19 protein-coding genes are annotated in these 22,931 nt (G+C 72.0%); 10 read left to right on the top strand and 9 right to left on the bottom strand.

Annotated elements, in window-relative coordinates:
• Positions 1–57: 57 nt before the first annotated feature.
• Both NEH16_RS06630 and NEH16_RS06635 read right to left on the bottom strand, forming a co-directional pair.
• Positions 58–2,973: a VCBS repeat-containing protein gene (locus tag NEH16_RS06630; RefSeq protein ID WP_265540058.1), complete on the bottom strand. Its 2,916-nt coding sequence runs from the start codon at positions 2,971–2,973 to the stop codon at positions 58–60.
• Positions 2,973–5,564 (bottom strand): S8 family serine peptidase, encoded by a 2,592-nt coding sequence (locus NEH16_RS06635; protein ID WP_265540060.1) that lies wholly within the window; start codon positions 5,562–5,564, stop codon positions 2,973–2,975. The genes NEH16_RS06630 and NEH16_RS06635 overlap by 1 nt, the downstream gene beginning before the upstream one ends.
• 231 nt (positions 5,565–5,795) lie before the next feature.
• On the opposite strand from NEH16_RS06635, the gene NEH16_RS06640 reads away from it, so the two are divergent.
• The 10 genes from NEH16_RS06640 to NEH16_RS06685 all read left to right on the top strand — a co-directional run bounded on the left by NEH16_RS06640 (position 5,796) and on the right by NEH16_RS06685 (position 15,763).
• Complete coding sequence (locus tag NEH16_RS06640) at positions 5,796–6,719, top strand: alpha/beta hydrolase (protein ID WP_265540062.1); 924 nt, start codon at positions 5,796–5,798, stop codon at positions 6,717–6,719.
• Between the two features lie 125 nt (positions 6,720–6,844).
• A complete protein-coding gene (locus NEH16_RS06645; RefSeq protein ID WP_265540063.1) occupies positions 6,845–7,654 on the top strand; it encodes an IclR family transcriptional regulator in 810 nt (269 codons plus the stop codon).
• 129 nt (positions 7,655–7,783) lie between these two features.
• Positions 7,784–8,431, top strand: coding sequence for an ABC transporter permease (locus NEH16_RS06650; RefSeq protein WP_265540065.1), 648 nt, complete (start codon positions 7,784–7,786; stop codon positions 8,429–8,431).
• Entirely contained in the window at positions 8,424–9,422 is a 999-nt protein-coding gene (locus NEH16_RS06655) for an ABC transporter ATP-binding protein (protein ID WP_073967640.1), read from the top strand. The genes NEH16_RS06650 and NEH16_RS06655 overlap by 8 nt, the downstream gene beginning before the upstream one ends.
• The gene (locus tag NEH16_RS06660; protein ID WP_265540067.1) at positions 9,419–10,183 is read left to right on the top strand and encodes an ABC transporter permease; all 765 of its coding nucleotides are present in this window, start codon (positions 9,419–9,421) and stop codon (positions 10,181–10,183) included. The genes NEH16_RS06655 and NEH16_RS06660 overlap by 4 nt, the downstream gene beginning before the upstream one ends.
• Positions 10,184–10,234: 51 nt before the next feature.
• The gene (locus NEH16_RS06665) at positions 10,235–10,366 is read left to right on the top strand and encodes a hypothetical protein (protein ID WP_265540069.1); all 132 of its coding nucleotides are present in this window, start codon (positions 10,235–10,237) and stop codon (positions 10,364–10,366) included.
• The gene (locus tag NEH16_RS06670; protein ID WP_265540071.1) at positions 10,363–11,184 is read left to right on the top strand and encodes a glycine betaine ABC transporter substrate-binding protein; all 822 of its coding nucleotides are present in this window, start codon (positions 10,363–10,365) and stop codon (positions 11,182–11,184) included. Before NEH16_RS06665 ends, NEH16_RS06670 begins: the two co-directional genes overlap by 4 nt.
• A complete protein-coding gene (locus tag NEH16_RS06675; protein WP_265540073.1) occupies positions 11,157–12,029 on the top strand; it encodes a carbon-nitrogen hydrolase family protein in 873 nt (290 codons plus the stop codon). Before NEH16_RS06670 ends, NEH16_RS06675 begins: the two co-directional genes overlap by 28 nt.
• The gene (locus tag NEH16_RS06680) at positions 12,022–12,855 is read left to right on the top strand and encodes a DUF6282 family protein (protein ID WP_265540075.1); all 834 of its coding nucleotides are present in this window, start codon (positions 12,022–12,024) and stop codon (positions 12,853–12,855) included. The genes NEH16_RS06675 and NEH16_RS06680 overlap by 8 nt, the downstream gene beginning before the upstream one ends.
• Before the next feature lie 85 nt (positions 12,856–12,940).
• Positions 12,941–15,763 carry an FAD-binding and (Fe-S)-binding domain-containing protein gene (locus NEH16_RS06685; RefSeq protein WP_265540077.1) on the top strand — a complete coding sequence of 941 codons (2,823 nt, stop codon included), beginning with the start codon at positions 12,941–12,943 and terminating at the stop codon, positions 15,761–15,763.
• Positions 15,764–15,807: 44 nt separating this feature from the next.
• Here the strand turns inward: NEH16_RS06685 and ilvC are convergent, their stop codons facing one another.
• From ilvC to NEH16_RS06715, 7 genes are read right to left on the bottom strand one after another with little or no spacing between them, the layout of a single operon-like run.
• Positions 15,808–16,809, bottom strand: a complete 1,002-nt coding sequence (ilvC, locus tag NEH16_RS06690; RefSeq protein ID WP_265540079.1) for a ketol-acid reductoisomerase — start codon at positions 16,807–16,809, stop codon at positions 15,808–15,810.
• A 52-nt stretch (positions 16,810–16,861) separates the two neighbouring features.
• Positions 16,862–17,425 carry an acetolactate synthase small subunit gene (ilvN, locus tag NEH16_RS06695; protein ID WP_073967634.1) on the bottom strand — a complete coding sequence of 188 codons (564 nt, stop codon included), beginning with the start codon at positions 17,423–17,425 and terminating at the stop codon, positions 16,862–16,864.
• 14 nt (positions 17,426–17,439) lie between these two features.
• Positions 17,440–19,293 carry an acetolactate synthase large subunit gene (locus NEH16_RS06700; RefSeq protein ID WP_265540082.1) on the bottom strand — a complete coding sequence of 618 codons (1,854 nt, stop codon included), beginning with the start codon at positions 19,291–19,293 and terminating at the stop codon, positions 17,440–17,442.
• A 54-nt stretch (positions 19,294–19,347) separates the two neighbouring features.
• Positions 19,348–20,151, bottom strand: coding sequence for a 4'-phosphopantetheinyl transferase family protein (locus tag NEH16_RS06705; protein WP_073967632.1), 804 nt, complete (start codon positions 20,149–20,151; stop codon positions 19,348–19,350).
• A 40-nt stretch (positions 20,152–20,191) separates the two neighbouring features.
• Positions 20,192–20,809: an MFS transporter gene (locus tag NEH16_RS33620; RefSeq protein ID WP_343299507.1), complete on the bottom strand. Its 618-nt coding sequence runs from the start codon at positions 20,807–20,809 to the stop codon at positions 20,192–20,194.
• Positions 20,758–21,468, bottom strand: coding sequence for an MFS transporter (locus tag NEH16_RS33625; protein WP_343299508.1), 711 nt, complete (start codon positions 21,466–21,468; stop codon positions 20,758–20,760). The genes NEH16_RS33620 and NEH16_RS33625 overlap by 52 nt, the downstream gene beginning before the upstream one ends.
• Positions 21,465–22,916, bottom strand: a complete 1,452-nt coding sequence (locus NEH16_RS06715) for an argininosuccinate lyase (RefSeq protein ID WP_265540085.1) — start codon at positions 22,914–22,916, stop codon at positions 21,465–21,467. The genes NEH16_RS33625 and NEH16_RS06715 overlap by 4 nt, the downstream gene beginning before the upstream one ends.
• Positions 22,917–22,931 lie beyond the last annotated feature (15 nt).

The following is a 22,931-nucleotide window of genomic DNA, read 5'->3' on the forward strand; positions in this document are numbered from 1 at the left end:
ATGCCGAGGGCCCCGGGACGAGGATCGTCCCAGGGGCCCGGTGGAAGGCTCTCCGGGTCAGGAGAGCTTGTACGTCGTGACCTGATGGATGCCGTTGTCGGTGACGAAGTAGCCGCCGCCGAACTCACCGGCCGCGCGGTCCCGGCCGGCGTCGTCGCCGTTGAGGGTCATCGCCTCGTCCACACCGTCCCCGTCGAGGTCGCCCGCGAAGTAGTTGCGGGCACCGTTGAGCGCGCCGATGCTGCCGACGGCGTTGGCCCAGGTGTCCTCGGTTTCGAGGATGCTCGGGTCGAAGAGGTACATGCCGCCCTCGGCACCGGAGATCAGCAGCTCACGGCCTCCCGGGCCGGTGACGAATCCGCCGTTGTACGTCTGCGGAGTGAGGAACTGCGTCGTGTCGTCGCCGTTCGCCCCGAACCGCCGGAACGACGCCGTGCCGGCTTCGTACAGCGCCCCGTCCTTGGCGAAGAAGCTGTTGTGCGTCCACAGGCCGCCCGACATCAGGGAGTGCAGCACCTCGCCGGTGCGGCCGTCGCGGATCTCGAAGTAGTTCTGCGGGCTGAGCGCGTCCTGGCCGTCGAAGTTGATGGGCGCGACGACCGTCCACACGTAGACCACCGCATGGCCGTTCGCGTACGGGATCTCCTTGGACGCGAAGACGCCCTGGTTCGGGTCCAGACCGCGCACGCCGCCGCTAGCGGTCGCCGGGGCCTTGGGCGCGGCGGACCAGCGGGCCTTGCCGTTCTTGGCGTTGAGCGCGACCGCGCTCGTCACCGGCGTGGGCTGCTGGTACGCGTTGAGCGTCGCGTACGCGGCGTACACCCGGCCGTCGTTGACCGACGTGTCGCCGAAGCGCACGTCGCCCGCCTCCTTGGGCGCGTTGTACGTCCAGAGGGCGTGGCCGTCGCCGTAGTAGGCGCGTACCGCGTCGGTCGGGACGACGATGTCCTGCTCGCCGTCGCCGTTGAGGTCGGCCAGCTGGACCGAGCGGACGAACTGGCCCTCGCCGGCCTCGATGGTGGCGAGCGTCCTGCCGGTCTTCCCGTTGAGGACGACCGTCGCGGTGTCGGCCGCGACGACGATCTCGGGCTTGCCGTCGCCGTTGACGTCACCGGTCTCGATGTCGTGGACCGCGCCGGGGACCGTGGCCTGCCACAGCTTCTCCGGCTTCGGGCCGTTGACCAGCGACGGGCCGGAGTAGGCCCAGACACCGTTGGACGAGCCGCCCATGACGACGTCCGTCCTGCCGTCCTTGTTCAGGTCGGCGCCCTTGGCGTACGCGATGTCGCCCTGGAGCGGCGTGATCTTCTCCGCCTTGCCGTTGCCCAGCCTGAACGTGCGGATGTTCTGGCCCTGGTCGATGACCCGGACGTGGGAGCCCGCGGCGTCGGTGTAGAGGTCCTGGAACATCGGGGAGGCCGCGACGCCCTTGGACTGCCAGGCGACCGTGCCCTTGCCGGAGAAGACCGTCAGCGAGGCGTAGCGCAGGCTGCCCCGGTTCTCCGGGTCGTTCATCTTCCGGTCGTCCTGGGCGGAGGCCACCAGCTTGCCGTCGATCACCCCGAGCCCCCAGGTGCTGGGCGCGTCGTGGCCGTTCTCGGGGTCCCGCTTGGTCGTGCTCGACCAGAGGACCTTGTCCGCGCTGTCACCGTTGACGACGCGGAGGGTGGCGGCGTTGATGACCATGTTCTCGTCGAACGAGGACTCCGAGACCGCGTACTCGTCGCCCGCCTTGGCGTTGAGGTCACCGACCGCCAGCGCGGTGGGCACCACGTTGTCGCGGCCGCTCAGGGTGGCGCGGTGGCCGGTCTTCAGGTCGTACGCGGCGATCTCGTAGTGCACCGCGTCGTTGACGTCCGCCTGCTCGACGGCCACGATCCGCTTGCGGCCGGTGTCCAGGCGCATGATGCGGCTGTACAGCACGCTGTCGGTGCGCCAGGTGACCGAGCCGTCGGTGGTGTCGAGCACGGCGGTGTGGCCGCGTGCGTCGACGCCCTGGGCCTTGGCGAGGTTCCAGGAGACGGCGGCCTTGCCCTTGCCGAGGTCCTGGATGTCGCCCCAGTTGGTGTACCGGGCTTCCTTGGTGTCGAAGGTCCAGGTCTTGGCCGGGGTCGGCTTCCCGTCCGCGCCCGCCGTGAAGCGGATGCCGGTCAGGGTGGCGGTCGCGGCGGCCGGGACCTTCGCGTCCCCGCTCATCCGGGGCGCGTCGGCGACCAGCAGGGTGCCGTTCACGATCTTGACCATGGAGGCGTAGTTGTACAGCTTCGACCAGACCGTGGCCCCGGTCCTGCCGTCGAGGACCGTCACGAAGGTGCCGGTGCTCAGGTCGGAGCCCGGGGACGTGAAGGGGCGGGGGTACGGGCTGCTGCCGACCTTGGCCGAGAACACCAGGTCCGGGACGCCGTCGCCGGTCAGGTCACCGGCGGAGTAGCCGGAGTCCGAGTTCGGCGAGAAGGGCGAGACCGCGTTGTAGCCCATGAGGATCTGGGGCGGGTACGGCTCGACGCGCCACACCTGGAGCGGCTTGACCTGCCAGTCCGTGTAGAACGAGCTGCTGGTCCGGGCCCAGGTCTCGCTGCCGTCGGCGGCGTGGAGCTGGACGCTGCCCATCGCATTGACGGAGAAGTAGTCGCCCTTCTTGCCGACCGGCACCGTGGCGCCCAGACCGCGCACGCCTTCGAGCGTGGACTTCGCGGTCATGGTGACCTTGGTTGCCGGGTCGACAGCGGTGGCCGCCGGGCCCGCCGCGTCCGAAGTGGCCTTGCCCTGCGCGCCGGTGGTGTCCTCGGCCTTGACGTACGGGTCGAGCGTGACGTTGGCGGCGAGCTTCGTCGCTTCGGCGCTGGTCAGCTTCATCGGCGTGCCGCTGCCGCTGTCGGCGGCCAGGGCCTGCGGGGCGGCGGTCAGGCAGAGGCCCGCCGCGACGAGGCCGGCGGCGAGCTGGAGCGCCCGCCGGGAGTGCTGGGCTCTCATTACTTCGCTCCCTGGGTGAAGCTGACAGCGGTGCCGTCGGCGATCACGGACTGGTTGAAGGAGTACTGGAAGGCGTCGGTGCCGGACTGGTCGGCGATGCCGATGGTGGCGCCGGCGCCCCGGTCCGCGACGGACTGGTACTGGAGGGTCACGGCGCCGGTGGCCTCGTCGAAGACGGCCTCGAAGGTGGCGCGGCCCGAAGTGCCGTCGGCGTAAGCCGCGTTGTTCCACACGATGGCGAACTTGCGGCTGCCCTTGGTGCCGGTGGTGGCGGTCTGCACGGAGGACTTCCTGTCGAGCGTTAGGTCGTCCCACAGCGGGGCGACGACGCCCTTCACACCGTTCACGCCGGCGGTCGGGAGCGCGGTGTTGTTGTAGTCACCGACGCGCGGGGACAGGAAGTTGACCAGGCCGTCGGTGGTGACCGAGGCGGTGGAGTACGAGACGCCGTAGTGCTGCACCGAGAAGGGCAGCGAGACGGTGGCGGAGTCCTCGTCACCCGACAGGGCGACCTTCTTGGAGCCCGCGATCCAGGAGTAGGCGGCCGGGGTGCAGACGTTGCCGGAGTTGTCCGCCCGGTTGGGGACCTGCACGTTCTTCGTCAGGTCGGCGGCGCCGACGGTGGCGGGGCCGGTGTGGACGCCGTTGCACAGGACCGGCGCGGCGGGCTTCACGGCGAGGCCGTAGGAGCCCTCGGCGACCTTCTTGAAGGTGTACTTGCCCTTGGCGTTGGTGGTGGCGGCGGGCAGCGGCGTGCCGTTCAGCTCGACCGTGGCGCCGGGCAGCGGCTTGCCGGTGACGTCCCGGACGACCCCGGAGACCTGGTGGCTCGGCACCGCGGTCAGCGCGATGTCCTGGGTGAGCGTCTGGCCCTCGGCCAGGGCGACGTCGGCGGCCGAGCCGTTCGCGTAGCCGTAGCCGCTGAACGCGAACGAGTACGTGCCGGCGGCCAGCGGCAGGCGGTAGGTGCCGTCCGCGCCCGTGGTGACCGTACGGACCGCGCCGGCCGTGTCGGTGGACTGCACGGTGATGCCCGGCAGCGCCTTGCCGGTCGCCTTGTCGGTGGCCTTGCCGGTGACGGTGGCCGCGGTGTGCGGGGCCTTCTCGACGGAGGAGAGGATGTCCAGCTTGCCGTTGCCCCACACGTAGTTCATGCCGGCGGTGCCGCCGCAGTGGGTGTCGTCGACGTCACGCGCGCCCTCGTTGAGGAGGTTGCGGGTCTCCTCGATGTCTCCGATCAGCGAGGGGGCCGCCGACCACAGGAGCGCGACGGCGCCCGCGACGTGCGGGGTCGCCATCGACGTGCCGTTGATGGTGTTGTAGTCGTTGCCCGGCCAGGTGGACGGGATCTGGACGCCCGGGGCCGAGATGTTCGGCTTCTCGCTGCCGTCGGTCGGTGAGGGGCCGAAGCCGGAGAAGTCGGCGATCTTGCCGTTCACGTCGTAGGCGCCGACACCGTAGGAGTCGGCCTGCGCGCCCGGCGGGTGGGTCGTGGAGCAGGTCACGCCGTCACCGTCGTTGCCGGCCGCGAACGCCTCGAAGATGCCCGCCGCGTCCCAGGCCGCCAGGATGTCCTGGTAGAAGGGGGTGCTGGTGTCCTTGTTGCCCCAGGAGTTGTTGACGATGTTGGGGGCCAGGTCGGGGCGCGGGTTCTGCCCGTTGTGGTCGGTCGGCGCGAGGATCCACTGGCCGGCGGCGAGCAGTTCGTCGTCGTAGCAGACGTCGGACGCGCAGCCCTTGGCGGCGATCCACTTGGCGTTCGGTGCGACGCCGAGGCCGTTCTTGGCGACCATGGTGCCCATCGTGTGGGTGCCGTGGCCGTTGTTGTCGCAGGGCGCGGTCGTGGGGCACTGCCCGCTCGCGTCGTAGAAGTTGTAGTCGTGCGTGAAGGTGCCGTCGCCGTTGTTGCCGCGGTAGTTCGCGACGAGGTCGGGGTGGTCGTACTGCACACCCGAGTCGACGTTGGCGACGACGATGCCCTCGCCGCGGTCCTGGTACTGGTCCCAGACCTGGTCGGCCTTGATGTCGGAGACGCCCCACGCCGGGGCGTCGGTGCCGTCGGCGGACGAGTCGGTGCCCAGGGCTGCGGCGCGCGAGGCGGTGACCTTCTTGTCGGAGGTCTCGATGCCGTCCAGCTCGAACGACTGCCGCTTGACGACCGAGGCCACGTCCGACCGCTTGGCCAGTTCGTCGACGAGGTCCTGGTCGCCGGTGACCTTGACCGCGTTGGCGATCCAGAAGTCCTGGTGGCCGACCTTCTTCTTGTCCAGGAAGGCGTTGAGCGACTTCTGGCTGGACTTGGCGTGCGCACGGAGTTCGCCGTACGCGGCGGTGGCCTTCTTCGCGTGCGTCTTCTGCTTCTTCGCGCCGGACAGGTCGGCCCGGTCCTTCAGGACCACGAAGAAGGTGGCGTCCTTGCCGTCACGCACCGCGCTCTCGAGCGAGGAGTCGACCTTGGCCGAGGCGATGGCGGAGGGGGACGGGGAGTCCGCCGCGAGGGCGGGCAGCGGGGTGGTGAGCAGGGCAGCCGCGGCGAGCGAGGCCACCGTCCATACGGCGCCTCTGCGCCTGGACGGTTGGAGCTGGGGCATCGAGCACTCCTCCGAGTGACAGCACATACGAGGTGCGCGAACCGTAGGAGCGGGCCGTTACTCGGCCATTACAGACCTGGTCACCGGCAACTCGGGCCCGTCGCGGGGGCTTGGCCACCACGCAGCGGACCCGGCCCGTGTGTTGCAGAAACTGCACTGCATGGTTGCGTTGACCGCATCGCGTCGGGAGAGTGGCCACCGGAGAGACCCGGACCGACCCGAGGAATGACCGTGATTCAGAAGGACACCGCGTTCTACAGCGAAGGCAGCCGCCTCGAAGCGACCCTCTACTACCCGGAGGACGCGGCGCGGGACGGCGCCCCGCGCCCGGCGCTCGTCGTCAACTCCGGCTACCAGGGCTTCAACGAGTTCTATCCGAAGATGTTCGCGGAGCGGATGACCGAGCGCGGCTTCGTCTGCCTGGGCTTCGACTACCGGGGCATGGCCGACAGCGAGGGCGAGAAGGGCCGCGTGCTCATCGAGGAGCAGGCCCAGGACGTGCGCAACGCCGTCACGTTCCTGCGCGCGCAGGAGGGCATCGACCCCCGGCGCATCGGGCTCGTCGGCTGGGGCATGGGCGCCGCCAACGTCATCCTCGCCGCCGAGAAGGGCGGGGACGTCGCCGGCGTCGCCTCGCTGAACGGGTTCTACGACGGTGAGCGCTGGCTCAAGTCCATCCACACCTACGACGAGTTCCAGAAGATCGTCGCCGAGGTGGCCGAGGACCGGACGAACCGGGTGCTGAACGGCGAGTCCCGGCTCGCGGACACCTTCGAGCACTACCCGCTCGACCCGGCGACCGGCGACTACGTCGAGAAGGAGCTGTCGCAGGTCTACGGCTTCGGGCACCCGACCCGGCTCCAGTTCACCGAGTCGATCCTCGACCTGAAGGTGCAGAACGTGGTGGCGAACCTCGCGCCGACCCCGCTGTTCCTCGCCCACGGCGAGCGCAACTCGCTGCACCCGTACGACGAGGCCGCGGCCCTGTACGAGGCGGCCGCCTCGCCCAAGACGCTCTACACGATCGACGGGCGGCACAACGACTTCATGTTCGTGGACCACCCGGAGTTCGTGGCCCTCTGCGACCGGCTGCGGGACTTCTTCGACGTGGCGTTCACCGAGTCCGCCGCTCCGGCCCGGACCGTCTCGGCCTGACCCCGCGTGCCGCGCCGCCCCCGCACCGGGGGCGGCCGGGGCCGGGCGGTGCAGAAAACGCAATCGCGCGTTGCATGTATCGTCGCGATCCGTCTATCTATTCATACCGCTACCAAGGATTCGGTATGGCCTCTGAGCACTCTGAGCAGAAGAACACTCCCGCCGCACGCAGTGGCGCCTCGCGCGTGATGGCGGTGCTGGACGCGCTCGCGTCGGCGGACCCGGCCGTGTTCCCGGACGGGATGAGCGTGGCCGACGTGGCCAGGGTGCTCGGCCGCGAGAAGTCCGTCGTGTCCCGGCAGCTCAAGAGCCTGCTGGAGACCGGCATGGTCGCCCGGCGCCCCTCGATGGGGTACGAGCTGAGCTGGCGGCTGTTCGCCCTCGCGGTGCGGGCCGGCGACCAGCGGCTGACGACACTCGCGGCGCCCCTGCTGCTCAGGCTGACCGAGACCGTACGCGAGCGCACCTACCTCAGCGTCCTCAGCGACGGCGAGGTGCTCACCGTCCTCTCGGAGGGCTCCCGGCGCTCGATCGAGGCCGTGAACTGGGTGGGCCGGACGATCCCGGCGCACCGCAGCTCCAGCGGCATGGCCCTGCTGATGGATTACGAGGACGAGCACATCCTCGACCTCGTCCGGCGGGGCGAAGGGGGCTCGGAGCGCGAGGCCAAGGCGTTCCTGGCCCAGGTCAAGGAGGCCCGGGTGCGCGGCTACACGGTCGCGAACCGGATCTTCGACCCGGAGCTGGTCGGCATCGGGGCGCCGGTCCGGGACTTCACGGGCCGGATCAAGGCCGCGGTGAACATCTCGGGCCCCGCGTTCCGGATCGAGCCGCACATCCAGTCCCTCGCCGGGCACCTGCTCGCCACGACGCGGACCCTGCACTCCTCCCTCGGCTCGGACGCGCGCCCCGGCGCCGGCCCGAGCGATCTCTGAACGGCCGCCGCAGCCGGCCGCCCCGTCCCCGCCCGCGCCCCGGAGAACCGCAGAACCGGAGAACACCATGCGACACCCTGATCGCCCCCTGCCCGCGTCCGGGCCCGCCGGCACGAGGGCGGCGGCGCCGTGAACCTCTTCTCCTACATGTCGGACAACACCGAGTACCTGCTGTTCCTGGCCCAGCAGCACATCGAACTCGTGCTGATCAGCGTCGGGATCGCCTCCGTCATCGGCGTCGGGCTCGCCGTGCTCACCCACGCCGCGCCCGGTCCGCGCCAGGTCCTGCTGTCCTTCACGGGCTCCCTGCTGACGATTCCGTCGTTCGCGCTGTTCGCGCTGATGATCCCGGTCATGGGCCTCGGCGTCGCCCCGACGATCGTCGCCCTGACCGTGTACGGGGTCTTCCCGATCCTGCGCAACGCGGTCACGGCCATCGAGGAGGTCGACCCGGCGGTCGTGGAGGCGGCGCGCGGCCTCGGCATGGGACCGGCCCGGCGGATGCGCACGGTGGTCCTGCCCATGGCCTGGCCGGTCATCCTGAACGGCATCCGCACGGCGACGATCATGCTGGTCGCGACGGCGGCCATCGGTGCCGTGGTCCGGGGCCCCGGCCTGGGCCAGCTGATCTTCCGGGGGCTCGACCGTATCGGCGGGGCCAACGCGCTGGAGGAAGCCCTGTCCGGAGTGATCGGAGTGGTGCTCGTCGCTCTGGTCCTCGACCTGCTGTTCATCGCGATAGCCAAGATCACTGCCCTGCGAGGTTCCCATGTCTGACCGGTCCGCCCCGCACCCCGACGCCATGATCCGGCTGGACCGGGTCTCCGCCCGCTATCCGGGCCAGGAGAAGGCCGTCGTCTCCGAGCTGTCGATGGAGATCCGGCGCGGCGAGTTCGTCGTCCTGGTCGGCCCGTCCGGCTGCGGCAAGACGACCACGCTGCGGATGATCAACCGCCTGGTGGAGCCGACGGACGGCCGGATCCTCATCGACGGCAAGGACGTCACGCACACCGACGTGGACGAACTGCGGCGCTCCATCGGCTACGTCATCCAGCAGATCGGCCTGCTCCCCCACCTGTCGATCGCCGACAACATCGCCCTGGTGCCCAAGATGCTCGGCGTGAAGAAGGCCGAGCGGCGCGAACGGGCGCGGGAACTCCTCGACATGGTGGGCCTCGATCCCGCCACCTACGCCGACCGCTATCCCAAGCAGCTGTCCGGCGGGCAGCAGCAGCGGGTGGGCGTGGCCCGCGCGCTGGCCGCCGATCCGCCCGTGATGCTGATGGACGAGCCGTTCGGTGCCGTGGACCCGATCGCGCGGGAGAAGCTCCAGGCCGAGTTCCTGCGGCTCCAGGAACGTATCCGCAAGACCATCGTGATGGTCACGCACGACATCGACGAGGCGCTGCGCCTGGGCGACCGGATCGCCGTCTTCGGGCCGGGCTGCCGGCTCGCGCAGTACGACACCCCGCTGGAGATCCTGTCCCACCCGGCCGACGACTTCGTACGCGATTTCATCGGCTCGGGCGCCCCGGTCCGCCGCCTCACCCTCCTCAAGGTCGCCGACGTCCTGGCGTCCGCCCCGGCGCAGGCGGCCGGTGCGGCGCGGACCGTGGCGGTCGGCGCCGGGGACTCCGTCCACAAGGCGCTCGAACTCGTCCTGGCGGCGGGCGCGGAGGGCATCGAGGTCGCCGGGGACGACGGCCGCTTCCTGGACCTCCAGTCCCTGCTCACCGCGGCCGCCCGGCCCGCGAAGGTGCTCTCGTGAGCGCCGGGGCCGTGCAGGCGGCGGGGGCCGCCCGGACCGGGGTCCGCCGGTCGCGGAGCTGGGTGCCACCCGTGGTCGTCCTCGTCCTGCTCGGCGCGCTGTGGGCGTACATCGGGACGCGCGACCTGGACTCGGTGGAGAGCCGGAGCCTGACCTCGGAGGTCGTGCTCACCGCGCTGTGGCAGCACATCCAGCTCGTCGTCGCCTCGACGCTGCTGACCATCGTCATCGGGGTCCCGCTCGGGGTGCTGCTGACCCGGCCGGGGATCAGCAGGGCCGGTGCGGTGGTGCTCGCGGCGGCCAACGCCAGCCAGGCGGTGCCGTCGATCGGGGTGCTGGTGATCCTGGCCATGGTCGTGGGCGTCGGCTTCTGGATGGCCGTGGTGGCGCTGGTCCTCTACGCCCTGCTGCCCGTGCTCCGGAACACCATGGTCGGTATCCGGCAGGTCAGCCCCGCGCTGATCGACGCGGGGCGGGGCATGGGGATGAGCCGCCGGGAGATCCTGTTCACCATCGAACTGCCGCTGGCGGTCCCGGTGATGCTGGCGGGCATCCGGGTGGCCCTGATCCTGAACGTGGGCGTCGCCACCCTGGCCGCCTTCACCAACGCCGGAGGGCTCGGCTCCATCATCTCCTCCGGCATCTCCCTGGACCGGACTCCGGTGCTCGTGGTGGGCAGCGCGCTCACGATGGCCCTGGCCCTGGCCGTCGACTGGCTGGCCGGTCTCGCCGAGCGGGCCCTGCGGCCGCGCGGCATGTAGCGGCGCCGGTCATCCCCGTACACCTCTCAGGCACCACGAAAGGGCTTCAGCATGCGTACGTACAGGGTGGTGGTGGCGAGTGCGCTCGGCCTCGTGCTCACCAGCGGCTGCGCTCTCACCGCGAACCCGCCCGGGCAGGGCGACGGACCCGCGGCCGAGGGGCCCCTCAAGGGGCCACCGTGAAGGTCGCGTCGAAGAGCTTCACCGAGCAGCTGCTGCTGTGCGAGATCACCGCCCAGCGGCTGGAGGCGCAGGCGGCGCAGGTGAAGCGGACCTGCGGCATGAGCGGTTCCAACGCCGTGCGCTCGGCGCTGACCGCCGGTTCCGTCGACATGTACTGGGAGTACACCGGCACCGGCTGGCTGGCCCTGAAACAGCAGGGCAGCACCACCGATCCCAAGGCCGTGTACGAGAAGGTGCGCACCCTGGACGAGTCCCGCAACGGCGTGGTGTGGCTGCCCCCGGCTGCCGCGAACAACACCTACGCCCTCGCGATGCGCACCCGGACCGCGAGGAAGCTGGGCGTCTCGACCCTCTCCGACTACGCCGGACTGGCGGAGAAGGACCCGTCGAAGGCGCGGTTCTGCGGCGCCTCGGAGTTCTTCGGCCGGGACGACGGCTGGACCGGGCTCAAGAAGGCGTACGGTTTCGGCCTGGCGAAGAACAAGGTGGCGGAGCTGGCCGAGGGGCCGATCTACAACGCGGTCGCCAAGGGGAACCCGTGCAGCGCGGGCGAGGTCTTCGCGACCGACGGCCGGATCGCCGCCCTCGGGCTGACCGTCCTGAAGGACGACAAGAAGTACTTCACGCCGTACAACCTGTCGCTGAACGTCCGGAGCGCGGCCCTGAAGAAGTACCCGGAGATCCGGACCGCGATGGCCCCCGTCGCGGAACTCCTGACCACCTCCGAGATGCAGCGGCTCAACGCGCGGATCGACGTGGACGGCAAGCGCCCCGAGGAGGTGGCACACCAGTGGCTCAGCGCCAACAAGCTGGCCTGACGACGCTGCGCGTCGGACTGCTCCAGAACGCCCCCGAGTTCGGTGCGGTGGACGCCAACCTGGCCGGAATCAGGGAGCTTCACGAGGGCCTGAGCGGCCCGGTCGACCTGGCGCTCACGCCCGAACTCTCCGCCCACGGTTACGGTTTCACCCCGCACCGGGACGCGGACCTGCTGTCGGTCGACGACCCGCGCCTGGAGGCCCTGGTCTCCGCTGGGGTCGGCGTGGGCTTCGCCCGGCGGAACCCGTCCGGGCTGCCCTGGAACAGCTACCTGCTGGGGGACCCGCTGACGGGGACCCGGCACCTCCAGGACAAGCTGCACCCCGTCTCGTACGCGCCGTGGAACGAGCACCTGTCGTTCCAGGCGGGCGACGGACTACGTACCGCGGACTTCGGCGCGGCCACGGTCGCCACCGCCATCTGCAACGACATGTGGCACCCGATCGTGCCGTGGCTGGCGGCGCAGGGCGGCGCCGAGGTGCTGTTCGTGCCCGTCGCCAGCATGGCCGGTGAGGACGAGGCGCGGATCCGCCGGACCTGGGAAGTGATCCTGGAGCACGCCGCCGTGCTGCTCCAGTGCTACGTCGTCTTCGTCAACCGGTGCGGCACGGAAGGCGGTTCCCGGTTCTGGGGCGGCTCGCGCGTGCTCGGCCCGGACGGCCGGGCCCTCGCGGAGCTGGGCGACGAGCCGGGGTCCGCGGTCGCCGAACTCGACCTGGCGGCCCTGCGCCGGCTGCGCGCGGAGGTCCCGATGCGCGCGGAGGCGAGGACCGACCTCCTCCCCGCACCCGCCGGGACGACCCCGGCCCCGAAGTCCTCCGAGAGTGAGCCGCTCCATGTTTGACGTGCACGTCCACGCCGCCCCCGACGTCCTCGCCCGGATCGGGCACGACGACCAGATCGCGGCCGGTTACGCGGCCGCCGGCTACAGCGGTTTCGTCCTGAAGGCGCACCACGAGTCGACGGTGGGCCGGGCCAGCGCCCTCGCCCGCTCGACCGGTCTGGACGTCGTCGGCGGCATCACCCTGAACCGGGCCGTCGGCGGGATCAACCCGGCGGCGGTCCTGTCGGCCCTGTCCACGGGCGGGCGCGTCGTCTGGTTCCCCACGGCGGACGCCCACACCCAGGAGAGCGCCGGGCTCCCCCGCCTGGGCGACCTGGACGAACGGCTGGGCCGCACCGCGCTGGCCGTCCCGCCGGTCCTGGACGCCGATCACCCGACCGCCCGGGACGCCGCGCTCGTCCTGGACCTGATCGCGGAGCACGACGCGGTGCTGTGCACGGGCCATGTCAGCGGCCCGGAGTGCCGGTGGCTGCTGGACGCGGCGGAGGCCCGGGGCATCGGCCGGTTCCTGCTCACGCACCCCTCGTACACGGTGCCCGGGATGGAGCCGGTGGAGATCGCGGAGCTGGCGGCGCGCGGGGCGTACGTCGAGATCACGGCGTACCAGCTCCTCCACCAGCCGGGGATGACCCCGGCCCGCCTGGCCGAGGTCGCGCGGGCGGCGGGGCCGCGCCTGGTGCTGGCCTCCGACGCCGGGCAGCCGGACAGCCCGGAGCCGGCCGCCGCCCTCGAACAGCTCATCGCCGCGCTGGCCGGGGAGGGGCTGGACGCGGGATGGCTGCGGGACGCGGCGAGTGCGGTCCCCCGGAAGCTGGTGCTGCGATGAGGATGGCGTAACCGCGCTTACGCCTGTGGCACGGCGGGACCGTGCCCGCACCACCAGAACCGACGCCCCCCAGGAGCAGCACCCGATGGACGCGACCATGGCAGACGCCCCGATCCCCCTCACCGAGGCGTTTCTCGACGCCCTGCGCGGGAAGCTGGGCGATCTCGTCGACGCCTCGGCGACGACGCGGGCGGTCTACTCGACCGACGCGTCGAACTACCGGATCGTCCCGGGGACCGTGCTCATGCCGCGCTCGAAGGAGGACGTGATCGCCGCGGTCCGGATCGCGCGTGAGCACGGCGTCCCGGTCACCGTCCGGGGCGGCGGGACCTCGTGCGCCGGGAACGCGGTGGGGCCGGGGTTGGTGATCGACTTCTCCCGCTCGATGAACCGCGTGCTGTCGGTCGACCCCGACACCTCGACGGCCGTGGTCGAGCCGGGAGCGGTCCTGAGCGCCCTTCAGAAGAAGGCCCTACCGCACGGGTTGCGGTTCGGGCCCGACCCCTCGACGGCGACCCGCTGCACGATCGGCGGGATGATCGGCAACAACGCGTGCGGGCCGCACGGCCTCTCGTACGGGCGTACGGCCGACAACGTGGTGTCGATGACCTGGCTGACGGGAACGGGCGAGGTGATCACGGCGGGCTCGGGACCTGAGGCGCTTCACGCGGTGCCCGGGCTCGACGCGTTCGTCGCGGAGCATCTGGCGGTGCTGCGGACCGAGTTCGGGCGGTTCGGGCGGCAGATCTCCGGCTACTCGCTGGAGCACCTGCTGCCGGAGAACGGGCGCAACCTCGCGGCCGCGCTGACCGGCACGGAGGGCAGCTGCGGCGTCCTCCTCGAAGCCACGGTCCGGCTGGTCCCGCAGGCCCCCGCCCCGGCGCTCGCCGTCCTCGGTTACGCGGACATGGCGACGGCCGCGGACGATGTGCCGCACCTGCTGCCGTTCCGCCCGCTCGCGCTGGAGGGCCTGGACGCGCAGCTCGTGGACGTGGTGCGCCGGGCGCACGGCGACGCGGCCGTACCCGCGCTGCCCGGGGGCGGTGGCTGGCTGATCGCGGAGGTCGGCGGGGCGACCTCGGCGGAGGCGGTCGCGTCGGCGCGGGCGCTCGTCGCCGCCTCGCACGCCGCCGACAGCGTGGTCCTGCCGGCGGGCCCCGAGGCGACCCGGCTCTGGCAGATCCGCGCCGACGGGGCCGGGCTGGCCGGTCGCACCGCCGACGGCAAGCAGGCGTGGCCCGGCTGGGAGGACTCCGCCGTGCCGCCGGAGCGGCTCGGGGACTATCTGCGCGGGCTCCAGGCGCTGATGGCCGAGAAGGGGCTCTCCGGGCTGGCCTACGGTCACTTCGGCGACGGGTGCGTCCACGCCCGCATCGACTTCCCGCTCGACGCCGGGGGCGGGCCGATGCGCGACTTCCTCGAACGCGCCGCCGCCCTGGCCGCCGAGCAGGGCGGGTCGCTCTCCGGCGAGCACGGCGACGGCCGCGCCCGCTCCGAGCTGCTGCCCACGATGTACGGCCCCGAGGCGCTGCGCGCGATGGAGGCGTTCAAGGCGCTCCTGGACCCGGACGACGTCATGAACCCCGGTGTCGTCGTCCGCCCGGCGCCGCTGGACGCGGACCTCCGGCGGCCGGGGGCGCGGCGGCTGCGGGCGACCGACGGTTTCGCGTTCGCGCACGACGGCGGGGACGTCACGGACGCCGTGCACCGGTGCGTCGGGGTGGGGAAGTGCCGGGCGGACCTGCGCGGCCAGGGCGGCTTCATGTGCCCCTCGTACACGGCCACCCGCGACGAGAAGGACTCCACGCGGGGGCGGGCGAGGGCGCTCCAGGAGATGCTGAACGGCGGCTTCGTCTCGGCGGGCTGGAGCTCCCCTGAGGTCCATGAGGCGCTGGACCTGTGCCTGAGCTGCAAGGCGTGCGCCAACGACTGCCCGACGGGGATCGACATGGCCGCGTTCAAGTCGGAGGCCCTGCACCAGACGTACAAGGGCCGCCGCCGCCCGTTGAGCCACTACACGCTGGGGCGGCTCCCGCAGTGGCTGCGCCTGCTCGCGCCGGTGGCGCCGCTGGTCAATCTGGCGGGCCGGGTGCCGGTGCTGCGGCGGACGATGATGACCCTGATGGGCGCGGACCCCCGCCGCTCACTGCCGCCGCTGCCGGCGAAGCCGTTCCGGTGGGGCGGGGCCGCCGCTTCGAGGGCGGACGGACCCAAGGTGCTGCTCTGGGTCGACTCCTTCTCGGACGCGCTCGCGCCGGACATCCCCCGGGACGCCGTGGAGGTCCTGACGGCGGCCGGCTGCGACGTGGAGATCGCCGCCCCGGGCGCCTGCTGCGGGCTGACCCTGATCTCCACGGGCCAGCTGACCGCCGCCAAGGCGAAGCTCCGGGCCACGGTGGACCTGCTGCTCCCCCACGTCCGGGCCGGCCGCACGGTGATCGGCATCGAGCCGAGCTGCACGGCCACGCTCCGCTCGGACCTGGTGGAGCTGCTGCCGGACGACCCCGGCGCCGTCGAACTCGCGGGCGCGGTCCGCACGGTGGCGGAATTCCTCACCTCGATCGACTGGACTCCCCCGCAGGCAGCGGAACACCTCCTGGTCCAGCCCCACTGCCACCACTACGCGGTGATGGGCTACGAGGCGGACCGCTCGCTGCTGGAGTCCATGGGCTGCGATGTCGAGGTCTCGTCCGGTTGCTGCGGCCTGGCGGGCAACTTCGGCATGGAGAAGGGCCACTACGAGGTCTCCGAGAAGATCGCCCGGGACGGCATCCTCGCCAAGGCGTCCTCGGCCCCGGACCGCCGCGTCCTCGCGGACGGCTACTCCTGCCGCACGCAGGTCCGTGACCTGGCGGGCCTGGACAGCCGCCATCTGGTGCAGGTCGTCGCGGAGGCGTTGCGGCGGTGAGGCGTGCGCCGGGGGCGGGCTGACCCGCCCCCGGCGCGGGGGTGTTACGCGTCCTCGTCGTTGACCCAGCTCATGAGCTTGCGCAGCTCACGGCCCGTGGTCTCCAGCAGGTGGTCGCCGTCCGCCTTCTTGTACTCGTTGTACTTCGGCAGACCGTTGTGGTACTCCGCCATCCAGTTCCTGGCGAACGTGCCGTCCTGGATCTCCGCGAGAACCTTCTTCATCTCCGCCTTCGTGGCGTCCGTGATGATCCGCGGACCGGTCACGTAGTCACCCCACTCGGCGGTCTCCGAGATCGACCAGCGCATCTTCTCCAGACCGCCCTCGTACATCAGGTCCACAATGAGCTTCAGCTCGTGCAGGCACTCGAAGTACGCGATCTCCGGCTGGTAACCGGCCTCCGTCAGCGTCTCGAAACCGGCCTTCACCAGAGCGGCCGTACCACCGCAGAGAACGGCCTGCTCACCGAAGAGGTCCGTCTCCGTCTCCTCCGTGAACGTCGTCTTGATCACCCCGGCACGGGTGCCGCCGATGCCCTTCGCGTACGACAGGGCGAGCGCCAGGCCATTGCCCGTGGCGTCCTGCTCCACCGCCACGATGCACGGAACACCGCGGCCCTCCTCGTACTGGCGGCGGACCAGGTGACCCGGGCCCTTCGGGGCGACCATGCAGACATCGACATCGGCCGGCGGCTTGATGAAGTCGAAGCGGATGTTCAGGCCGTGGCCGAAGAACAGCGCGTCACCCTTCTTGAGGTTGTCCTTGATCGACTCCTCGTAGACCTGGGCCTGGATCGGGTCCGGGACCAGGATCATGATGACGTCCGCCTCGGCCGCGGCCTCGGACGGCGTCACCACACGCAGGCCCTGCTCCTCGGCCTTCGCCTTGGACTTCGAACCCTCGTGCAGACCGACACGGACATCGACACCCGAGTCACGCAGCGACAGCGCATGGGCGTGGCCCTGGCTGCCGTAACCGATGACCGCGACCTTGCGGCCCTGGATGATGGACAGGTCGGCATCGTCGTCGTAGAACAGCTCGGCCACTGGGTCTTCTCCTTGGTGTACGGGGTGAGGGTGACGGGGGTGACGGTGGGGGTCAGGCGGTGCGGGCGGTCTTCGCCGGGGAGTCGGTGATGCGGAGCGGGCGGGCCTCGCGTGCGGTGCGTTCGGTGAGCGAGCGGGAGCCCCGGCCGATGGCGATGGCCCCGGACTGCACCAGCTCCTTGATGCCGAACGGCGCCAGCATCCGCAGCATCGCGTCGAGCTTGTCGCCGTCGCCGGTCGCCTCCAGGGTCACCGACTCGGGGGCCACGTCGACGGCGCGGGCGCGGAACAGGCCGGCGATCTCCAGCACCTGGGCGCGGGCGTTGTTGTCGGCCCGGACCTTCACCAGGACCAGTTCCCGCTGGACCGCGTCGGTGTTCTCCAGCTCGACGACCTTCAGGACGTTGACGAGCTTGTTGAACTGCTTGGTGATCTGCTCCAGGGCCAGTTCGTTCTCGACGCGGACCACCATCGTGACGCGGGAGAGGTCCGGGTGCTCGGTGGTGCCCACGGCGAGCGAGTCGATGTTGAAGCCGCGGCGGGAGAACAGCGCGGCGATCCGGGCGAGGATGCCCGGGGTGTTCTCCACCAGGACGGAGAGCGTGTGCTGGGTCATGTCGGAGGGTCCTCTCAGTCGTCCGCCGCGTCGCCGAAGTCCGGGCGGACGTCTCGGGCGGCCATGATGTCGTCGTTGGAGGTGCCGGCCGGGACCATCGGCCAGACCATCGCGTCCTCGTGGACGATGAAGTCCACGACCACGGGACGGTCGGTGACCGAGTTGGCCTTGTCGATGACCGCGTCCAGCTCCTCGGGGGTCTCGCAGCGCAGTCCGACGCAGTTCATCGCCTCGGCGAGCATGACGAAGTCCGGGACGCGGGTGCCGCGGTTGGCGGCGGAGCCGACGCCCAGGGTGGAGCCGGTGGCGGCGTTGGTGGCGCCGTCGTGCAGCACGGTGTTGGAGAACCGCGCGTCGTAGAAGAGGTTCTGCCACTGGCGGACCATCCCCAGGGCGCCGTTGTTGATGACGGCGACCTTGATGGGGATGTTGTTCAGGGCGCAGGTGGTGAGTTCCTGATTGGTCATCTGGAAGCAGCCGTCGCCGTCGATCGCCCAGACGGTGCGGTCGGGCCGTCCGGCCTTGGCGCCCATCGCGGCCGGCACCGCGTACCCCATCGTCCCGGCGCCGCCGGAGTTGAACCAGGTGCCCGGCTCCTCGTGCGGCAGGAACTGCGCGGCCCACATCTGGTGCTGGCCGACCCCGGACGCGAACAGGGTTCCCTCGGGCGCCAGTTGCCCGATGCGTTCGATGACGAGCTGCGGGGACAGGGTGCCGTCGGCGGGCAGCTCGTAGCCGCGCGGGTAGGTGGTCCGCCAGCGGTCGATGTCCTGCCACCAGGCGGTGCGCCGACCGGCCCCGCCCAGGGCCCGGACGGCCTCCGCGAGAGCGCCGATCACCTCGCGGGCGTCGCCGACGATGGGCACGTCCACGGCGCGGTTCTTGCCGATCTCCGCCGGGTCGACGTCGGCGTGGATCACGGCGGCGTGCGGGGCGAAGGTGTCCGGGCGGCCGGTGACCCGGTCGTCGAAGCGGGCGCCGAGGGCGACGACCAGGTCCGCCCTCTGGAGGGCGGCCACCGCGGCCACGTCACCGTGCATGCCGGGCATGCCCAGGTGCTGGGGGTGGCTGCCGGGGAAGGCGCCGAGCGCCATCAGCGTGGTCACCACCGGTACGCCGGTCAGCTCGGCCAGGTCGCGCAGCTCGGCGGTGGCCCGCGCCTTCAGGACACCGCCGCCGACGTAGAGGACGGGCCGCTCGGCGGCCACGATCCGCCGGGCCGCCTCCCGGACCTGACCCGGGTGCGGGCGGGTGCGCGGCCGGTACCCGCGCAGGTGGGCGGCCCCGGACGGGACGAAGCGGGTGCGGGCCTGGAGGGCGTCCTTGGTGATGTCGACGAGCACCGGACCCGGTCGGCCGGTGGCGGCCAGGTGGAACGCCTCCGAGATCACCCGGGGGATGTCCTCGGCCGAGGTGACCAGGAAGTTGTGCTTGGTGATCGGCAGGGTGATGCCGACGATGTCCGCCTCCTGGAAGGCGTCCGAGCCGATTGCCTGCGACGGGACCTGGCCGGTGATCGCCACGAGCGGCACGGAGTCCATGTGGGCGTCGGCGATCGGCGTCACCAGGTTGGTGGCGCCGGGGCCGGAGGTCGCGATGCAGACGCCCACCTTCCCGGTGGCCTGCGCGTAGCCGGTGGCCGCGTGGCCCGCGCCCTGCTCGTGCCGGACCAGGACGTGGCGGATTCTGGTGGAGTCCATCAGCGGGTCGTAGGCCGGGAGGATGCAGCCGCCGGGAATCCCGAACACCGTGTCCGCGCCGGCGTCTTCGAGGGAGCGGATCAGTGACTGGGCGCCGGTCATGGTTCCGTCGGCGGCGTGGACGCGCGGGAGGTGGGCCGCGGGGGCCTGGTGCACAGCATGTGACATGGTCGGTCCCAAGGTTCGTAGGAAGGATGAAGTGGTGTGCCGGGCGGCGGGCGGTCAGCTCGGCCTCCCTCCCGTCAGGAGCACGGGCGGCGTCGCGCGTACCAGTTCGGCGGCCAGGGAACCCTCGAGGCGGACGACGGTCGGGTCCGGTACGGCGAGTTCGCCGCGTACCGCCACGGCCGCCGCGTAACCGCGGTCCACGGGGACGTCCAGCAGGGTCCAGCCGGCCGGTGGTGCCGGGCCCCCGGGTGCGGAGCCGACGTAGTCCAGGGACGGGTCGCGTCCCAGTCCGGAGCCGAGGCCCTTCAGGTAGGCCTCCTTGCGGGTCCACAGCCGGGCCAGGGCGCGGGGCCGCAGGGCGGGCGGGAGCGCCGCGAGTTCCCGCTGCTCGGCGCGGTGCAGCATGGTGGCCAGTTCGGCGCCCGCCTCCGGATCGGCGACCAGGTCCACGTCGACGCCGATCGGTACGGCGGCCGTGCCGACGAGGGCGAGGTCGCCCCGGTGGGACAGGGAGAAGAACAGCTCGTCGCGGCCCGGGCCGAGCACGGTGGGCCGGCCGTGCGGCCCACCGCAGCAGGGGCAGGTCTCCCGGCCGAAGCGGATCTCCTCGGGGGGCCGGCGCAGGTACGCGCCGAGGAGGCGCCGCAGGGCGACGTGCGCGGCGGTGAACCGAACGCGGTCCGTGCCGTGCACGAGGGCGGCGGCCCGGCGGCGCTCGGTGGCGTCGAGCACCGCCTCGTCCAGGGCGCCGGCGGCGGCGTCCGGGACCCTCAGCAGCCAGAGGTCGGGCGAGCCCGGGGAAGGCAGCTCGCGGGCGACCCACGGCGGTGTTTCGTCCATGCGGTCCACGCGGTCCACGGGATCCCTCCTGTTCGTCCTCGCGGGGTCCGGTCGGGTGTCACGCGTCACCGGGCGCGGTGGGCAGGTCGCGTCGCGCACGCAGTGGTCCGGCCAGGAGCAGCAGCGGGGTGACGGCGAGTCCGGCCGTGAGCAGCCACAGCGTCGGGCGCAGTCCGAGTGCCGTGCCGAGCACACCGCCGAGCAGGGAGCCGAACGGGATGGCGCCGAAGCTCGCGACCGAGATGCAGGCCGTGACGCGGCCGAGAAGCTGCGGCGGGCAGTACTGCTGGCGGAAGGCGCCCTGGACCACGTTGGCGAGCACCACGCCGACGGCGAGCAGGGCGTTGCCCGCCACCAGCGCGGCGAGCATCCAGCCCTTGCCGCCCATCGGGATCAGCAGGCCGAAGGGGGCCGTGCCGACGGTGGCGACCAGCAGGCCGCGGGCGGTGCCCCAGCGGGCGGTGACCCGCTTGACCCCGAGCGCGCCGAGTATCCCGCCGATGCTGCTGGAGGCCATGAGCCAGCCGGTGGCGCCCTCGGGGACGTCCAGCTGGCGGATCATGAACACCGGCATGATCGCCTGATACGCCGTCAGCAGCAGGTTGGTGACGGTGCCGTACGCGGTCAGCACCCGCAGGTACGGGTCGTGCGCGGCGTAGCGCAGGCCCTCGCCCACCTCGCGGCGCAGCGGGGTGCGCTCGGCGGGGGCTCGGGCATCTTCTCCCGGCTGCGGATGCCGAACAGGCACAGCGCCGAGACGACGAAGGTGCAGGCGTTGACGAGCAGTCCGGAGACGGCGCCGAATGCCTGGGCGAGCAGGCCGCCGCCGCCGAGGCCGGCGACCTGCGCGACCGATTCGCTGCCCTGGAGCCGGGCGTTGGCCTGCTGGAGCAGGCCGCGGTCCACGATGGACGGCAGGTAGACCTTGTACGAGATGCCGAAGAACACCGCGGCCAGGCCGTTGAGGAGGCCCACCACCAGGAGCTGGGTCATGGTGAGCACGCCGAGCCAGGCAGCGACCGGCACGCTGGCGAGCAGCACGACCGAGGAGGCGTTGCAGACCAGCATCAGCGGGCGGCGCCGCATCCGGTCCACCCAGGCACCGGCCGGGAGGCCGATCAGCAGCCAGGGCAGCCAGGGCACCGCGGCCAGCACGCTGACCGCGAGGGTGCTGGCGTTCAGGGTGACCACGGCGACCAGCGGCATCGCGACGGTGGTGATGTTGATGCCGACGCGGTTGGTGGTCTCGCCGATCCACAGCAGGCGGAAGTCGCGGTGCCCGGCGAGGGACGGGGCCGGTGGGGCCGGGGTTTCCGCGATCGGTTCGGTGCTCATGCGCGTACCGCCTTTCCGACGGCTTCGTCGAGGAGCGCGGCGGCGGCCGACCAGCGGTCGCGCCGGGCGGCGGTCTCGGCGCGGTGCCGGGTGAGCAGGTCGCGCAGCGGGGGCAGCCCGTCCGCGCCGGGGCCGCCGCCGAAGGCGCAGGCCGCCGCGACCCGGTCGGGGGCGAGGTCGCCGTCGAACCGGGCCGTCTCCTCCAGGGAGCGGCCCGACTCCAGGGCCTCCAGTACCGTCTCGCCCACCCGGTGGTGCGCGGCGCGGAACGGCATACCGTCGGCGACGAGGCGTTCGGCCAGGTAGGTCGCCGCGGTGAAGCCGTCGCGGGCGCGTTCGGCCATCCGGTCGGGGCACGGCTCGGTCCCGGCCACGACCAGCCTCAGCAGCGTCACGGCGTCGGTGGTGTCGCCGAGGCCCGGCCACAGGTGGCGCATGGCCTCGGTTCCGACGGCGATGGCGTTGGTGTAGCCGGCCGTGGTCATCGCCGTGGCGGCGGCCACGAAGGCGCCCAGGCTCGCGGTGGCGCGGCCCTGGACGTGCTCCAGCGGGAAGGGGTTGCGCTTCTGCGGCATCATCGAGCTGGAGCCGACCATGGTGTCGGTGACCCGCAGCAGCCCCGACTCCTCGGAGGTCCACACGCCGAGGTCGCGGGCGGCCCGGGCGAGGGTGACGCCGAGCATCGCGGACGCGGACAGCAGCGCCAGGGCGAAGTCACGGGAGGCGACGGCGTCCACGGAGTTGGGCACGGTCGCGGTGAACCCGAGGAGTTCCGCGGTGCGTTCCGCGTCGACGGGGACGGAGGTGCCGCCGACGGCCCCGGCGCCCAGCGGGTTGACGTCCAGCTGGTCGCCGGCTTCGAGGAGCCGGCCGTAGGCGCGGAGCACACCGCCCGCGACGCCGGCCAGGTAGTGGCCGTAGGTGATCGGCACGGCCGGCTGGCCGTGGGTGTACGCGGGCATGGTCACGTCCGCGTACGAGGCGGCCCGCGCGAGCAGCACGTCGGCCAGACCGTCCACCGCGTCCAGCAGGGCGAGGAACGGGGTGCGGGCGCGCAGCCGGGCGGTGGTGGCATTGAGGTCGTTGCGGGAGCGGCCGGTGTGCAGGACACCGCCGGTGGTGTCCCCCAGCGTCTCGATGAGGTGGCCCTCGTACGCCAGGTACACCCCGCGTGGCATGGGGCGTCCGCGCACCGGCCCGAAGTCGGCGGCGCGCAGTTCCTCCACGGCCCGGAGCAGGGCGGCGGCACGGCCCGGCTCCACGACGCCCCGCTCGGTGAGCATGATCAGGTGGGCGCGGTCGACCTCGCTGATGCGGCGCAGCTCGTCGCCGAGCGGGTCGGCGTCCCCCGCGTCCGTGAACGGGGCGTAGACGATGGCGTGCGCCTCGGGGTCCAGGGCCGAGCTGAGCCGCCCGGTGCGGACCCCGTCGTGCGACAGGGCGGTCATGACGGTTCCTCGGGG

It is taken from the genome of Streptomyces drozdowiczii, assembly GCF_026167665.1.
In the GTDB taxonomy this organism is placed as follows: Bacteria; Actinomycetota; Actinomycetes; order Streptomycetales; family Streptomycetaceae; genus Streptomyces; species Streptomyces drozdowiczii_A.

Excerpts from the sequence above, each read along its gene's own strand:
- NEH16_RS33625 (WP_343299508.1), bottom strand. The coding sequence starts at position 21,468 with ATGAGCACCGAACCGATCGCGGAAACCCCGGCCCCACCGGCCCCGTCC.
- NEH16_RS06680 (WP_265540075.1), top strand. The coding sequence starts at position 12,022 with ATGTTTGACGTGCACGTCCACGCCGCCCCCGACGTCCTCGCCCGGATC.
- NEH16_RS06635 (WP_265540060.1), bottom strand. The coding sequence starts at position 5,564 with ATGCCCCAGCTCCAACCGTCCAGGCGCAGAGGCGCCGTATGGACGGTG.
- NEH16_RS06715 (WP_265540085.1), bottom strand. The coding sequence starts at position 22,916 with ATGACCGCCCTGTCGCACGACGGGGTCCGCACCGGGCGGCTCAGCTCG.
- NEH16_RS06645 (WP_265540063.1), top strand. The coding sequence starts at position 6,845 with ATGGCCTCTGAGCACTCTGAGCAGAAGAACACTCCCGCCGCACGCAGT.
- NEH16_RS06685 (WP_265540077.1), top strand. The coding sequence starts at position 12,941 with ATGGACGCGACCATGGCAGACGCCCCGATCCCCCTCACCGAGGCGTTT.
- ilvN (WP_073967634.1), bottom strand. The coding sequence starts at position 17,425 with ATGACCCAGCACACGCTCTCCGTCCTGGTGGAGAACACCCCGGGCATC.
- NEH16_RS06665 (WP_265540069.1), top strand. The coding sequence starts at position 10,235 with ATGCGTACGTACAGGGTGGTGGTGGCGAGTGCGCTCGGCCTCGTGCTC.
- NEH16_RS06655 (WP_073967640.1), top strand. The coding sequence starts at position 8,424 with ATGTCTGACCGGTCCGCCCCGCACCCCGACGCCATGATCCGGCTGGAC.
- NEH16_RS06630 (WP_265540058.1), bottom strand. The coding sequence starts at position 2,973 with ATGAGAGCCCAGCACTCCCGGCGGGCGCTCCAGCTCGCCGCCGGCCTC.
- NEH16_RS06700 (WP_265540082.1), bottom strand. The coding sequence starts at position 19,293 with ATGTCACATGCTGTGCACCAGGCCCCCGCGGCCCACCTCCCGCGCGTC.